12 protein-coding genes and 1 pseudogene are annotated in these 13,502 nt (G+C 72.6%); 6 read left to right on the top strand and 7 right to left on the bottom strand.

Annotation, left to right across the window (positions count from 1 at the left end):
- Positions 1–6 precede the first annotated feature (6 nt).
- On the bottom strand, positions 7–633 hold the full coding sequence (locus ACZ79I_RS02595) for an alpha-ketoglutarate-dependent dioxygenase AlkB (RefSeq protein ID WP_471493674.1): 627 nt from the start codon (positions 631–633) through the stop codon (positions 7–9).
- A 50-nt stretch (positions 634–683) separates the two neighbouring features.
- On the opposite strand from ACZ79I_RS02595, the gene ACZ79I_RS02590 reads away from it, so the two are divergent.
- Positions 684–914 carry a hypothetical protein gene (locus ACZ79I_RS02590; protein ID WP_471505517.1) on the top strand — a complete coding sequence of 77 codons (231 nt, stop codon included), beginning with the start codon at positions 684–686 and terminating at the stop codon, positions 912–914.
- A 99-nt stretch (positions 915–1,013) separates the two neighbouring features.
- Here ACZ79I_RS02590 and ACZ79I_RS02585 read toward each other — a convergent pair whose 3' ends face one another.
- Together ACZ79I_RS02585 and ACZ79I_RS02580 are read right to left on the bottom strand one after the other, a co-directional pair.
- The gene (locus ACZ79I_RS02585) at positions 1,014–1,682 is read right to left on the bottom strand and encodes an AIM24 family protein (protein WP_471493672.1); all 669 of its coding nucleotides are present in this window, start codon (positions 1,680–1,682) and stop codon (positions 1,014–1,016) included.
- A gap of 487 nt (positions 1,683–2,169) precedes the next feature.
- Positions 2,170–3,366, bottom strand: a complete 1,197-nt coding sequence (locus ACZ79I_RS02580) for an ABC transporter substrate-binding protein (RefSeq protein WP_471493671.1) — start codon at positions 3,364–3,366, stop codon at positions 2,170–2,172.
- Positions 3,367–3,751: 385 nt separating this feature from the next.
- Here ACZ79I_RS02580 and ACZ79I_RS02575 point away from each other — a divergent pair, with 385 nt between their 5' ends.
- The 3 genes from ACZ79I_RS02575 (at position 3,752) to ACZ79I_RS02565 (ending at position 6,584) form a co-directional block, all read left to right on the top strand.
- On the top strand, positions 3,752–4,612 hold the full coding sequence (locus tag ACZ79I_RS02575) for a cache domain-containing protein (RefSeq protein WP_471493669.1): 861 nt from the start codon (positions 3,752–3,754) through the stop codon (positions 4,610–4,612).
- Positions 4,613–4,772: 160 nt separating this feature from the next.
- Positions 4,773–6,083 carry an MFS transporter gene (locus ACZ79I_RS02570; RefSeq protein WP_471493667.1) on the top strand — a complete coding sequence of 437 codons (1,311 nt, stop codon included), beginning with the start codon at positions 4,773–4,775 and terminating at the stop codon, positions 6,081–6,083.
- A 129-nt stretch (positions 6,084–6,212) separates the two neighbouring features.
- Positions 6,213–6,584: a DUF6479 family protein gene (locus ACZ79I_RS02565; protein WP_471493665.1), complete on the top strand. Its 372-nt coding sequence runs from the start codon at positions 6,213–6,215 to the stop codon at positions 6,582–6,584.
- A gap of 16 nt (positions 6,585–6,600) precedes the next feature.
- On the opposite strand, the gene ACZ79I_RS02560 is transcribed toward ACZ79I_RS02565, so the two are convergent.
- Together ACZ79I_RS02560 and ACZ79I_RS02555 are read right to left on the bottom strand one after the other, a co-directional pair.
- Positions 6,601–7,566 (bottom strand): ATP-dependent DNA ligase, encoded by a 966-nt coding sequence (locus ACZ79I_RS02560; protein WP_471493663.1) that lies wholly within the window; start codon positions 7,564–7,566, stop codon positions 6,601–6,603.
- A 30-nt stretch (positions 7,567–7,596) separates the two neighbouring features.
- Positions 7,597–8,541, bottom strand: coding sequence for a Gfo/Idh/MocA family protein (locus ACZ79I_RS02555; RefSeq protein WP_471493662.1), 945 nt, complete (start codon positions 8,539–8,541; stop codon positions 7,597–7,599).
- A 163-nt stretch (positions 8,542–8,704) separates the two neighbouring features.
- Here ACZ79I_RS02555 and ACZ79I_RS02550 point away from each other — a divergent pair, with 163 nt between their 5' ends.
- Positions 8,705–10,129, top strand: coding sequence for a M1 family metallopeptidase (locus ACZ79I_RS02550; protein WP_471493660.1), 1,425 nt, complete (start codon positions 8,705–8,707; stop codon positions 10,127–10,129).
- A gap of 196 nt (positions 10,130–10,325) precedes the next feature.
- Here the strand turns inward: ACZ79I_RS02550 and ACZ79I_RS02545 are convergent, their stop codons facing one another.
- On the bottom strand, positions 10,326–10,826 hold the full coding sequence (locus ACZ79I_RS02545; protein ID WP_471493659.1) for a hypothetical protein: 501 nt from the start codon (positions 10,824–10,826) through the stop codon (positions 10,326–10,328).
- A gap of 263 nt (positions 10,827–11,089) precedes the next feature.
- On the opposite strand from ACZ79I_RS02545, the gene ACZ79I_RS02540 reads away from it, so the two are divergent.
- Complete coding sequence (locus ACZ79I_RS02540) at positions 11,090–11,620, top strand: hypothetical protein (RefSeq protein WP_471493658.1); 531 nt, start codon at positions 11,090–11,092, stop codon at positions 11,618–11,620.
- A 43-nt stretch (positions 11,621–11,663) separates the two neighbouring features.
- Here the strand turns inward: ACZ79I_RS02540 and ACZ79I_RS02535 are convergent.
- Positions 11,664–13,367: pseudogene (locus ACZ79I_RS02535) on the bottom strand (SpoIIE family protein phosphatase); the annotation flags it as partial.
- Between the last annotated feature and the right edge of the window lie 135 nt (positions 13,368–13,502).

Genomic DNA, 13,502 nt, shown 5'->3' with positions numbered 1-13,502 from the left:
CGCGGGTCAGCCCACGCCCCGCGGCCGGAACTGGATGCTGATCCGGGGCCCGGTCGCCCGTGTGCTCTTGGGGACCGCGTGCTCCCACGTCCGCTGGCATGAACCGCCCATCACGATCAGGTCGCCGTGCCCGAGCGGGCGGCGGATCGTCTCCCCGCCGCCGCGCGGCCGCAGCGCCAGATCGCGGGGAGCGCCCACCGAGAGGATGGCGACCATCGTGTCCTCGCGCGCGCCCCGGCCGATCCGGTCCCCGTGCCAGGCGACGCTGTCGCGTCCGTCCCGGTAGTAGCAGAGCCCGGCCGTGACGAAGGGTTCGCCCAGTTCCTCCGCGTAGTGGGCCGACAGGGCCTCGCGCGCCTCCCCGAGGACAGGGTGCGGCAGCGGTTCGCCTGCGCGGTAGGAGGCGAGCAGCCGAGGCACATCGACCACCTGCTCGTACATGTGCCGCCGCTCGGCGCGCCAGGGCACCTCGGCGGCCAGCTTCTCGAACAGCGCGTCGGCCCCGCTCAGCCAGCCCGGCAGCAGATCGATCCAGGCCCCGGCGCCCAGCCGGGTGCGCCGCAGCCCGTCGAGCGGACCGAGCCGGAGGTCGTCGGTCTGGTCGAACAGGGAGCCCTGGAGATGCACGCCCATACCAGGCAGCGTACCCCGTTGTTCGAAAGCGTGTTCTGTTTGCGGGTTGGGTGCGCGCCCCTGTCCACGCCTGGGCGCTGCGGGGCCTCGCAGACATCCTCTCCGTCCGCGACGGGGACACCGGGCGCGACGGGGACACCGGGCGCGCCCTGGAACTGCTCGCCGAGGCGCGCCGCCGTCTCGCCGCCGCGGACGTCCTCCTGGACCTGGTCCCGGCACCGCCGCAGGCCACCGGCGCGCTGCGCGTCCTGCTCGCGGGCCTGGCCGGGCGCACGGTCTGACACCCCTCGCCTCCGGCACCGGAACGCGGGGCCGGAGGCGATGCGGCACGGTCGTATCGTTCCGCCGCCGGCCCCTCGCCGGCCGGCGCGGCCCGGGGGTCAGTGCTCCTTCTGCGGCGTCAGCTCACTGGGCCGTACGACCACATGTCCCTCGCCCTCCAGCTTCAGCTGGACGGCCTCACCCGAACCGCCCCGCAGCATCGACCCGATGGACTGCGACCGGTGCAGCGAGGTGTGCAGCCGGGCCGTCCAGCCCACCACCGCGTCGGTGTCGACGTACACCGGCTGCTGCGGCGAGACGGGTATGACGAGCGGATTGCCCTCGCAGATCAGCCCCAGTCTGCCGGTCCCGGTGAACACGCTGTTGAAGATGCCGCCGCCGGTGATCCCCGCACCCTTCACCGTCCTGATCGTGTACGCCAGGGTCGCGTCGAAGCACAGCACATTGCGCCCGTTGACGGTGAACTCGTCGCCCGACACCTCCACGATGAAGCAGTTCTGCGCCTCGTGCGCGAACCACGCCTCGCCCTGTCCGCGCACGGCCATCAGCGGCAGTCCCTCGCCGGTGACCGCCCGCTTGAGCATCCCGCCCACGCCCTGGCCCTTGCGCTCGAACTGCAGGTTCCCCCGGTAGGCGACCATCGCCCCCTGCCGCGCGAACATCTCGCCGTTCACGACGTACCGGATCGACTTGGCGTTCTGCACGGACATGCCCGGCCCGGCGGCCGGCTGCACCACGTGGTCACTGGAAAAGAGGTCACCCTTCATGAGCGCATCCTGTCCCGGAGGACCGGGCTCCGCCAAGATCGCCGATGTCCTGAAACGGCAACAACTCCTCACGGCGGGGCGGACAAGCCTCGCCGCCGCGCTCCTGCCGGCCGGGTGCGCGGCCGTCGGCGGGACGGCGGAGGAGCGCGCGGGCGTGTCCGCCGGCGGGGGGAGGCCCACGCCCCGGCCCCGGGTTGTCCCGTCCGGCACGGCTCCCCGGGAGCCGCCCGTCTCGGTCCGGGGACCCGTGCCGAGATACCCGCCGCGGCCCGTCGGGCCGTCGTGGTGACCGGCCGGGGCAGGAACTCGCCCGAGTGGGGCGTGGCGCTGTACGAGCGCACCGCCTCCGGGTGGCGGGCGGGAGCGGAACGGCCGGCGCACAACGCCCTGCGGTTGCCGGCGACGCGGGCACCCGAAGAGGTGTGGGCCGCGCGCAGGGGAGCCCTCCGTGCCGGGCGGCACGGAGGGCTCCCCTGCGCGGGCCTGCTCAGCCCTTGATCTCGGTCCAGGCCTGGACCCACTTGGCATAGGGCACGCACTTGACGTCCGTACGGCCGTCGAGGCACTGCTCGATCGGCGTGGTCCAGAACGCGACGTCCTTCCAGTAGCTCTCGTCGGTGGCGTGGAAGGTGTCGCAGAACGCCGGGTCACTGGTCTCGTCGCAGGACTTGATGTTGGAGGGCGCCTCACCGAAGTACTCGGCGACCTCGGCGTTGACCTTCGGCGAGATGATCCAGTTCATCCACTTGTAGGCGCAGTTGGGGTGCTTGGCCTTGGCGGCGAGCATCCAGGTGTCGGACCAGCCGGTGGCACCCTCCTGGGGCAGTACGGCCTTCACCTTGGCGCCCTCGCTCTCGGCGAGGTTGGCGATGACCTGCCAGGTGGTGCCGATCACCGTGTCGCCGCTCTTGAAGGCGGCGATCTCCTTGAGGTAGTCGCCCCAGTACTCGCCGACGTTCGCGCGCTGGGCCTTGAGCAGGTCGACGGCCGCGTTGAACTGCTCCTGGTCGAGCGCGTACGGGTTCTGGATGTGCAGGCCGGGCCGGGTCTCGCGCAGGTAGAGCGCCGCGTCCGCGATGTAGATCGGGGAGTCGTACGCGGTGACGTGGCCCTTGTACTTCGAGGCGTCGTCGAAGACCGCGGACCAGGAGAGGGGGGCGGGCGAGACCTCCTTCGTGTTGTACATGAGGAGGTTGGCGCCGCGGCCGTGCGGAACGCCGTACATCTTGCCGTTGACGGAGTTCCAGCTCTGCTTCTTCAGACCGAAGAAGACGTCCTCGTAGTTGGGTATGAGGTCGGTGTTCACCGGTGCCGCCTCGCCGCCGGCGATGAGGCGGAGGGAGGCGTCACCCGATGCGGAGACGGCGTCGTAGGCGCCGGTCTTCATCAGTTTGACCATCTCGTCCGAGCTGGCCGCCACCTTGGCCTTGACCTGGCACCCCGTCTCCTTCTCGAAGGGGGTGACCCAGTCGACCTTCGGGTCGTTGGACCCGTCCTCGACGTAGCCCGCCCACGCGATCAGGTTCACCTGTCCCTCGGCCGGACCGAGTTCCGACTGCATCTTGATGTTCGGCGGGTTGAAGCCGGACGTGGACGCGGTCGAGTCGGAGAACAGCCCGCAGCCGCTGACGAGCAGGAGGGAACTGGCGGCAGCCGTGACTTGGAGGGCTCTGTTGAGGTGCAAGGGAATCTCCACCGTGTATGGGAGTGGGGGGAATCAGGGGCAAGGTGTAACGGCGGGTGGCGGCGGGTGTGACGTACCGGATCCAACGCGGGTGAGGGGCGCGGAACGAGGCCGCGCACGACACCCGTGTCAGGGGCGGCGTGGTGACCGGAGCCGCTGAGAGCACCGCGGATTGCGGCGCACTCGGACGGGACTCCGGGCCGGCGGGCGGGCCGGGCGGGCGTCGCCCAGGCGTCCGCCCACAGAACAGGGTGGCGTCGTCGGACGGACTTCGTGGCCAACACCTTACGGAGCGTCGCCATTCCGATCAACTTCAACCGGTGAGTAGCACGTTGAAGGTTGGTCAAGATGCGGTGGAGTCAAGAGGGCGTATACCGTCGCGGTCATGGCCGACTCCCCACAGCAGCCCGGGCTTTCGCCCTGCCTCGTCCCCCGCCCCGCCCCGCCGGCGCAGGGTGCGGTCCCGAGAGCCGGAAGCGGTCGCCCGGGCGCGGTGGCGGCGACGATCGGCCCGGTCACGGAAGCGGGCGTGGCGGCCCGGGTGCGCTCCACCCTGGAGGCCGTCTTCGACACCGTCGCCCGCGTCCGGGAGGACACCACGGCGCTGCTGACCCGTGTCGCCGCCGAGGGCCGGCGCCCGGCGACCGCCGACCTCGCCGCGCTGCGCCCCGGCCTCCACCTCCACCTCACGCGGCAGGAACTGGTCTCCGGCGTCGGCTTCGTGGCCGCGCCGGGTCTGCTCGGCGACGTACCGGCCTGGCTGGAGTGGTGGCAGACCGGCTCCGACGGGGCCGTACGGCCGCTGCTCCTGGACCTCGATCCGCGGCACTCCGCGTACTCCGACTACACGCACTGGGACTGGTTCGCGCTGCCCCGTGACACGGGCCGCCGCGCGGTGGCCGGACCGTACGTCGACTACCTCTGCTCCGACGAGTACAGCCTCACCCTGTCCGCGCCGGTCCATGTCGAGGGGCGGTTCGCGGGGGTCGCCGCGGCGGACGTGTACCTGCGGCACTTCGAGGCAGCGGTGATGCCGCTGCTGCAAGGGCTGTCCGGACCCGCCCATCTCGTCAACGCCCGCGGCCGGGTGGCGGCCTCGACCGACCCCGCCCACCTGGTGGGCTCGCTCACCAAGGGACCCGACTTCGGCGCGCTGCTCGCCCGGGGACGGCCCGGCCACCACGACGGGCTGCGGCTGGTCCCGTGCGACGACATCCCGCTGGCACTCGTGGTGGCGGCGGGCTGAACGCGCCCGTGCCGCCGGGCCGGTCGTGCCCCCCGGTACCAAGTCACGACGGCCCCCGGCCGCCACGGCCGGGTGCGGCGAAGGCGTCACCTGCATTGCCGCTCGCCGATCGGTGATAGTGAACCCGGACCGAACGGTGGACGAGGCAGTCAGGAAGTCCGTGGACACGAGTGAGAGCACGACCGGCAACGAGACGGCACCGGAGGGCGGGGGACCGGACGCGGTGGAGGCGAAGGGGCGGGGGTGGCGCCGCTGGGCGATGGACACACGGCCGCTGCGCCGCCCCGCCTACCGCCGACTGTGGTCCTCGACCATCGTCACCTCCGTCGGCAGCCAGCTCACCGCGGTCGCCGTACCCAAGCAGATCTACGACATCACCGGCTCCTCGGCGTGGGTGGGCTACGCGAGCCTCGCCGGACTCCTGCCGCTCGCGCTCTTCGCGCTGTGGGGCGGCGCGATCGCCGACAGCATGGACCGCCGCAGGCTGCTGCTGATCACCAACTCCGGCATGGCCGTCACCTCCCTCCTCTTCTGGCTCCAGGCCGCCACCGGTCTCGGCTCGGTGCTCGTCCTGATGGTGCTGCTCGCCCTTCAGCAGGCCTTCTTCGGGCTCAACTCGCCTGCCCGCAACGCCTCCATCGCCCGCCTGGTCCCGGCGGACGAACTGCCGGCGGCGAACGCGCTCGGCTCCACGGTCATGCAGACCGGCCTGGTGGCGGGACCGCTCCTGGCCGGCGCCCTCATCCCCGTCCTCGGCCTGCCCGAGCTGTATCTGATCGACGCCCTGGCCCTGTGCGCGACGGTGTGGGCCGTCGTCCGGCTTCCCGCCCTGCCGCCCCTCGCGGCCGCGGCGGGCAGCGGAGCGGGCCGGCAGGCGATAGCCGAGGGCTTCCGCTACCTCGCGCTGCACAAGGTGCTGCTGCTGTCCTTCCTGGCCGACATCATCGCCATGGTGCTGGGCATGCCCCGCGCGCTGTTCCCGCAGCTCGCCGCCCGGACGTACGCGCCCTACGGGGAGGGCCTGGCGCTCGGCCTGCTGTTCGCGGCGATCCCGGTCGGCGCGGTGCTCGGCGGCCTGATGTCCGGCACGTTCTCCCGCGCCCGCCGCCACGGCCTCATGGTCATCGTCTCGGTGATCGCCTGGGGAGCGGCCGTCACCGGCCTCGGACTGACCACGAACCTCTGGGTGGCCGTCGCCTTCCTGGCCGCCGCCGGGGTCGCCGACATGGTCTCCATGGTCTTCCGCGGCGCGATCCTGCTCTCGGCCGCCACCGACGAGATGCGCGGGCGGCTGCAGGGGGTGTTCACGGTCGTCGTCGCGGGCGGCCCGCGGCTCGCGGACGCGCTGCACGGCACGGTCGGCTCGGTCCTCGGCGTGCGTGCGGCGATCGCCGGGGGCGGCCTCCTCGTCGTCGTGGCCACCCTGGGCCTGGCCCTGGCGACACCGGCCCTGCGGGAGTACCGGATCTGACGGCGCCCCGCGGTACGGCGGCCGGGGAGGCACCGGAATGCGCGCCATGGCCGGGCGAAAGCCGAATCCCCATTTCCGAGGGAATTCCTCCAAGGGGTGATTCGGGACATATCGGGGTATCGTCCATACATGAATACGGCGAGCCATGTGGTACTGGCGGTATCACAACAGCAACTCAATGTGTTCTTCGCCTTCATCGGCGGCATGTTCGTCGCGGGGGCGTTGATCTGGGCCGTGCGATTCGGCATGTCCGTACGGGACCGGGAACCCGCACCGCCCGGCCCGGACGAGCAGCCCCACCTGCCCGACGGTGGTGCGGTCATGGAAGAGACCGAGGTCAGGGAGCCCGACGAGATGCCGCACGCGATGCAGGAGAGCGAGCGGCTCATGCCCTACGAGATCCACCACCAGGCGAGCAGACGGAGCGTGGACCAGAAGCGCAGACGCTGGCTCCCGGGCTCCAGCGGCGCGTTCGGCAGCGGCGGCCCCGGCCACGTGTGACACGTGCCGGCGCCGCTCACGGCAGATCCGCCGCCGAGTCCTCCGGTGCCAGGTCCGGACGAAGGCGCAGCCATGAGGGTTGCCTCAGCAGACCGGCCCGGGTGCGGGTGCTGTAGCCGACCTCGCCGACGAGTCTCGGCAGGACCCAGCGGGCGCCCGGCACCCGAGGGGCCGGGTCGAAGGGGCAGATTTGCGTGTGCAGCGCCCGGAGCATCCGGGCCAGTTCCGCTCGCTCCCGCTCGCTCCACCCCGTGCCGACCCGGCCGACGTAACGCAGCCGCCCAGCCCCCCGCTGCCCCACCAGCACAGCCCCCGGCAGGCCCGTCAGCCGTCCCTGACCGGGCAGCCAGCCGCCCACGATCACATCGACGGCCCGCACATTGCGGATCTTGATCCAGGACCGGGAGCGCACCCCCGGCTCGTAGACCGAGTCGAGCCTCTTGCACATCAGCCCCTCCAGCCCGCTGAGCCGGGTCGCCTCCAGGGCCTGTGCGCCGTGTCCGACGATCGCGCCCGGCACCGACCAGTGCGGCCCGGCCAGGGCGAGCCCCTCCAGTTCCCGCCGCCGGCGGGCATAGGGGAGTGACGTGATGTCCTGCTGCAGGAACATCACGTCGAACAGCACCAGATGCACGGGCGCGCGTGCCGCCCGGCGCGCCGCCAGCGCGGGGGAGTGGGCCAGCCCCATACGGGACTGCAGCCGCTGGAAGTCACCGCGGCCCCGCTCGTCCAGCGCCACCACCTCCCCGTCCAGCACCGCGGGCGTCGCGCCCAGGACGCCGCCCAGCGGACGCAGTTCGGGGTACGCGCCGGTGATGACCTCCCCCGAGCGGGCGCGCAGCTCCAGCCCACCGTCACCGGGCAGATAGACCACCACCCGCTGGCCGTCCTGCTTCGTCTCGTACGCCCACTGCGCGTCCTGGCGGGCGGGCGGCAGGGTGCCGGGGGTGGCGAGCATCGGAGCGATCAGCGGCAGTCTCACGCGGTCAGTTGTCGCCGGTGGTGCCCGCCCTCACGCGTCCCGGCCGGGCGTTTTCCCCTGAACGGCGCCGCCTCCCCGGCTTGGCGCGGCCTGCGCCTGCGCGATCAGCTCCTGGAGCCGCAGCCCGCGCCGGGCGTCCAGCGCGCCGGACACCCCGGTGCGCACCGCGGTGGCGAACTCTCGGCGCAGCACCGGCCACGCCTCCTCGTGGTCGAGCCCGTCCGTCTCGTACACCAGCGGCGGTTGCGGCCCGAACAACTCGATGCGGGTGCCGCCCCGCGCGACGTGCACCGTGCCGGACAGCGAGCACTGACTGACCACGCCGTTGGTGTGCTCGCAGGTCAGCTCGATCCAGCGGCGGGGGTCCCCGGTGCCCCGCACCCGGGCGACGGGGCCGATCGCCGCGTCCAGCAGATCCAGCAGATGCGGCCCGATGTCGAGCAGTGCGCCGTGTTCCAGGCGCCAGGGGGTCGCGAAGGCGCCTCCCAGGAAGGCGCCGCTCAGCCCGCTGGAGCGCGCACCGGTCACCTCCAGGCCCCGTGCGGCCGCCAGGAACCGCCGGGCCGCCGGGTGGTAGCGGTTGGTCAGCACGAGCTGCGAGACGACCCCGGCCTCTGCGGCCGTGTCGGCGAGCCGTCGCGCCGAGGGCAGATCCGCCGCGAGCGGCTTCTCCAGCAGCAGGGCCCGGCCCGCCTTCGCCGCACGGCCCGCCAGGTCGGCCTGCACCGCCGGGGGAACCGAGAACGCGACTGCCTCGCATCCGTCGAGGAGGTCCTCGAACCGTGCGGCGACCCGTGCGCCGTACGGGGCCGCGACCTCGCGGGCCGCCTCCTCGCGGCGCGCCCACACCGCCGTCAGCCGGGTCTCGGGCCCCGCGGCGAGCACCCGCGCGTGCACGGCCCGCGCCCAGGGGCCCGCTCCCACCAGCCCGACCCTCACCGGTTCCCCGGCCCACGGCAGCGTGATGTCCGTCATGGACGGAACTCCATCACGACTCCACCGGCTTGACCAGATGCGCCCTCCGCGCCGGCGGAACCCCGTCCGACACCGGGGAACTTGGCCGAACGGAGGCGATGGCGGGACGGCGCGGCCCCCTAGGCTGGCCGCGCAGCGATCACCCCCCTCCACAGGAGCCACCGTGACGCCACCCCGCGGGCAGACCGCCGGACGCAGCACCGTCCTTCCCCGACAGGCCGTCACCGCGGCGGTCCCCCTCGCCCTCGCCGCTCTGTTCGCGGCCGCCGGCCCGGTCGCGGCCGGCACCGCGGGCTCCTCCGGCGCGGGCGACCCCTACTTTCCGCTCGCCGGCAACGGCGGCTACGACGTGCGCCACTACGACCTGGCCCTCGGCTACGACCCCGGCACCCGCCATCTCGACGCCACGGCCGTCCTGCGCGCCCGCGCCACCCGGCGCCTGACCCGTTTCGACCTCGACCTCAACGGGCTGACGGTCACCGGCGTCACCGTCGACCACGTCAAGGCGTCCTTCCGCCGCGACGGACAGGAACTCGTGATCACGCCCCGGCACACGCTGCGCGCCGGCCGGGACTTCCGTGTCGCCGTGAGCTACCGGGGCGAGCCCCGGCCGGTCACCGACCCCGACGGCTCCACCGACGGCTGGATCCCCACCGACGACGGCGCGTTCGTGGCGGGGGAGCCGCAGGGCGCCATGACGTGGTTCCCCGCGAACAACCACCCGAAGGACAAGGCGTCGTACGACATCGCCGTCACCGTCCCGCAGGGCCGCTCGGCCGTGTCCAACGGCGTCCTCGTCGGCCGCAGGACCGCCCACGGGCACACGACGTTCCACTGGCGCCAGGCGGAACCGATGGCGTCGTACCTGGCGACGGCGACCATCGGGACGTTCCGGGTCGAGCGGTACACCACCCGGGACGGCATCCAGGTCTACAACGCCGTCGACCCGCGCGAGGCGTCCGCCGCGGCCCCCGTGCTCGCGAAGCTGCCGTCCGTCCTCGCCTGGGAGAGCACGGTCTTCGGACCGTACCCCTTCCGCGCCGCCGGATCCGTCGTCGACAGGGCCCCGGACGTCGGGTACGCGCTGGAGACCCAGACCCGGCCCCTGTACGACCGGGCGCCCTCCCTGGGCGTCCTCGTCCACGAGAACGCCCACCAGTGGTTCGGCGACTCCGTCAGCCTGACCCGCTGGCAGGACATCTGGCTCAACGAGGGCTTCGCCACGTACGCCGAGTGGCTCTACAGCGAGCAGCACGGCGGCAGGACGGCCCAGCAGATCTTCGACGCGAACTACGCCCGCCCGGCGAGCGACGGCTTGTGGGCGTTCCCGCCGGCCGACCCCGGAGACGGGGCCCACATCTTCGGCACGCCCGTCTACACCCGCGGCGCCATGGCCCTGCACAAGCTCCGCACCACCGTCGGCGACGCGGCCTTCCTCCGCATCCTGCGCGCCTGGGCGGCCGAACACCGGGGCGGCCACGGAACCACACCCGGGTTCGTCCGCCTCTCGGAACGGCTGTCCGGCAAGGACCTCGACGCGCTGTTCCGCACCTGGACCGGCACGGCGGGCAAGCCCCCCACACCATGAGCGTGCACCCGGTCGCGGATCCCGTTGCGGTGGGCGTCCGGGAGGGGCAGCGAGTCGAGCGGCAGGGCACGCAGGCCGTCGGGGTGTGCTCCACCGCCGTCGTCACCATGGCGAACCCCATCCGCGCGCGAGGGTGCCGTGACTCCGGGCCGCTCAGGCCCGGACCGTGACACACGGCGGCAGACCTCCCGGCCGCTCAGGGGCGGGCGTACTCCTGCCGTACCACGGAGGCGAGTTGGGCCACGGCCTCCTCGGCGCCGGTGCGGTCGGCCGCGTCGAGCAGGGCGAGCGCGTCGGCCGCGGCCTCCCGGACCGGCCGGGGCACCTCCTCCAGAGCGGCCATCCGGTAGGCGACGGTCCGCCGCGCGGCACGCTCCTCCGGGGTGACTCCGGTGACGCCGGTGCGCGGGAAGACGGCGGCCTCGTACACGGCGACGTGGAGCAGGACTCCGTGCGCGATGCCCTCGGCGTAGCCGCGGATCCCGGCCTGCCGCCGGGCCGCGGCGAAGTGCGCCAGGGCACGTCGGCGCACGAGGAAGGCGCCGAGAGCGGCCGCCGCGCCCGCGCACACCGCCACCGCGAGTGCGACCCGCACGCCCCCGAAGAGCGAGCCGACGAGGGCGCCGCTCGCGGTGATCAGACAGACCAGCCCGCTGACGAGCAGCAGCAGGGCGCGGGTGGGCGTGATCGGGGCCATGCGGGGCAGTGTGCCAGCAGCCGCTGTGCCGCGGGACGGCCTTCGGGAAGCCACCCGGGAAGGTCCCACCGAGGGCGGGGGCGGACGTGATGTGCGACACGTGCCCGGCCGTCGTGGGTGTGCCTGCGGGGGGATTGTGGCTGGGCACGGCTTGATCGGTGATCAAGCACGGCAAACCTCCCGGCCATGGGGTGTTCTCCGCATTTGACACTTTGTTGCGCGCGCGGATAGGAAACATGACGCGAAGCGGGAGAGGTGTACTGGTGCGTGAGCCCAATGTGATCGGCGACTGGCAGGAATGCGCAGACGAGCATGCCGGGCTGCGCGTCCGGGTCCACGGCCTGGAAAAAGCGGAGCCGCCGCGCGGTCGTGACGAGGCCGCTCAGCAGCTGGTCTATTTCCGTTTCCGGGTGACGGTCGAAAACCGGATGGGGGAACCCGCGGGTATCCACCTCGAAGACGGCCACCTCGACATCCGTACCGGCTCCGAGGGCGAGAGTGCATTCCTCGACTGGCGCAACTCGCAATTCATCGAGGGATTCGATCTCTATCCGCTGCGCCGCGCGACCGCCGTTCTGTATGCGGCCGCCCCGGAATCCTGCCTGGATCAGGTGGACATCCAGGTGCAGCTGAAGGTGGACGACGAATGGGCCGACCGTTATCTGTGGTCCGGCGACATGACGGTGCGGGACGCCCTGCCCGGCACGGGTGCCCGCTCCGACGGCGTCTGCGAGGGCCTGGCCGGACAGATCAGCACCTTCCTGCGCGAGGAGGCGGAGCGAGGGCGGGGTTGAGTGCCTGGCCGCCGCCGGTCATGACGCCCGGATCGCCCGGCGGTCAGCCGCCGAGCGTCCCCGGCGCCGCCTGCTCGGCCCAGATGACCTTGCCGTCCTTGGTGTAGCGCGTGCCCCAGCGCTCGGCGAACTGGGCCACGAGGAAGAGGCCCCGTCCGCCCTCGTCCGTGCTGGCCGCATAGCGCAGATGCGGGGAGGTGCTGCTGTGGTCGGAGACCTCGCAGATGAGCGCACGGTCGCGGATCAGCCGCGCCTTGATGGGCCCTGTGGCGTGGCGCATGGCGTTGGTGATCAGTTCGCTGCAGATCAGCTCCGTGGTGTCCACGAGGTCCTCCAGCCCCCACTCCACGAGCCGGGCGGAGACGGCAGCGCGTACCCGCCGAACGGCCGCGGGGTCGGCCTCCACGTCCCACTCGGCGACCTGCCCGGCCCCCAGCACCCGCGTACGGGCGACGAGCAGCGCGATGTCGTCGCTCTGGGTCTCCGGGAGCAGGGCGTCGAGCACGGCGTCGCAGGTCTCCTCGGGCGACTGGTCCGCGCGCGCCAGCGTCTCGCGGAGCAGCCGGAGCCCGGCGTCGATGTCCAGGTCGCGGCGCTCGATGAGTCCGTCGGTGAACAGGACGAGCCTGCTGCCCTCGGGCAGCCGCAACTCGGCGGCCTCGAAGGGCAGTCCGCCGATGCCGAGGGGAAGGCAGGACGGCACGTCCAGGAACTCCACCCTCCCGTCGGGGTGTGCGAGCGCGGGCGCCAGGTGGCCGGCGCTGGCGATGGCACAGGTGCCGGACACGGAGTCGTAGACCGCGTACAGGCAGGTGGCGCCGGTGACGGTGGTCTTGTCGCCGGCCGCGATCGCGTCCTGGTCGATGAGGGCGACCAACTCGTCGAGGTGGCTGAGGAGTTCGTCGGGCGGCAGGTCCAGGGGGGTGGAGAAGTTGTGCACGGCGGTGCGCAGCTGCCCCATGGTGGCCGCGGCATGCAGTCCGTGCCCGACGATATCGCCCATGACCAGTGCGACCCTGGCGCCCGGCAGCGGGATGACGTCGAACCAGTCGCCGCCGACCCCCTCCTGCGCGGGGAGGTAACGGGAAGCGACCTCGACGGCGTTCTGTTCGGGCAGCGCGCGGGGCAGCAGTCTCCGCTGCAGCGCCACGGCCAGGCCGTGCTCGCGGGTGTAGCGGCGTGCGTTGTCGAGGGACACGGCGGCCCGGGTGGCCAGTTCGGCGGCGAGGGAGACATCGTCCTGGTCGAAGGGCTCGGGCTTCTCGGAGCGCCAGAAGTGGACGACGCCCAGGAGCACGCCGCGGGCGGACAGCGGCGCCGAGATGAGCGAATGGACGCCGTAGTCGATGATGCGGGAGCCCCGTTCGGGATCCATCGCCTGCCACAGCGTGGAATCACGCAGCCGGGGCACCAGGACCGCCTGCCCGCTCTCGATGCTGCGCGCCTGTGGTGATGACGGCCCGAAAGTGATCACGTCGCCGACGGCGAAGAAGGGAGCGTTGTCGCGGATGCCGCTGAGGGCCGCGCGCTGCATCCGCTTGCTGCCGGTGCTGATGCCGTTCATCCCCAGTTCCTCTTCGCGCAGCACGGACTCGGCCAGGTCGACGGTGACGTAGTCGGCGAAGCTGGGAACGGCGACCTGCGTCAGCTCTTCGGCCGTACGGGTCACATCGAGGGTGGTGCCGATGCCGCCGGTCGCGTCGTAGAGCAGCTTCAGCCGCCGTCGTACCAGCTCGACCCGCTGGGACGCCTCGCCGATCATCTCCATCACTTCATTGCTGCCGACCTCTTCCTCTCCGGCCACCGCGGCGACCGCAAGCCGCGCGGACGCGGCGCCCACCGAACCGGCGAGCTGGGCTTCCGCGTGGTGGACCAGCTCCGG

The sequence above is a fragment of the Streptomyces sp. PSU-S4-23 genome (assembly GCF_055632315.1).
Note: the sequence above shows the minus strand (reverse complement) of the source record. Positions and strands in the feature narration are given on the sequence as shown.

What these genes read in the sequence shown, in the direction of transcription:
- ACZ79I_RS02555 (WP_471493662.1), bottom strand. Translation starts at nt 8,541, where the DNA reads ATGACGGACATCACGCTGCCGTGGGCCGGGGAACCGGTGAGGGTCGGG.
- ACZ79I_RS02575 (WP_471493669.1), top strand. Translation starts at nt 3,752, where the DNA reads ATGGCCGACTCCCCACAGCAGCCCGGGCTTTCGCCCTGCCTCGTCCCC.
- ACZ79I_RS02545 (WP_471493659.1), bottom strand. Translation starts at nt 10,826, where the DNA reads ATGGCCCCGATCACGCCCACCCGCGCCCTGCTGCTGCTCGTCAGCGGG.
- ACZ79I_RS02585 (WP_471493672.1), bottom strand. Translation starts at nt 1,682, where the DNA reads ATGAAGGGTGACCTCTTTTCCAGTGACCACGTGGTGCAGCCGGCCGCC.
- ACZ79I_RS02565 (WP_471493665.1), top strand. Translation starts at nt 6,213, where the DNA reads ATGAATACGGCGAGCCATGTGGTACTGGCGGTATCACAACAGCAACTC.
- ACZ79I_RS02595 (WP_471493674.1), bottom strand. Translation starts at nt 633, where the DNA reads ATGGGCGTGCATCTCCAGGGCTCCCTGTTCGACCAGACCGACGACCTC.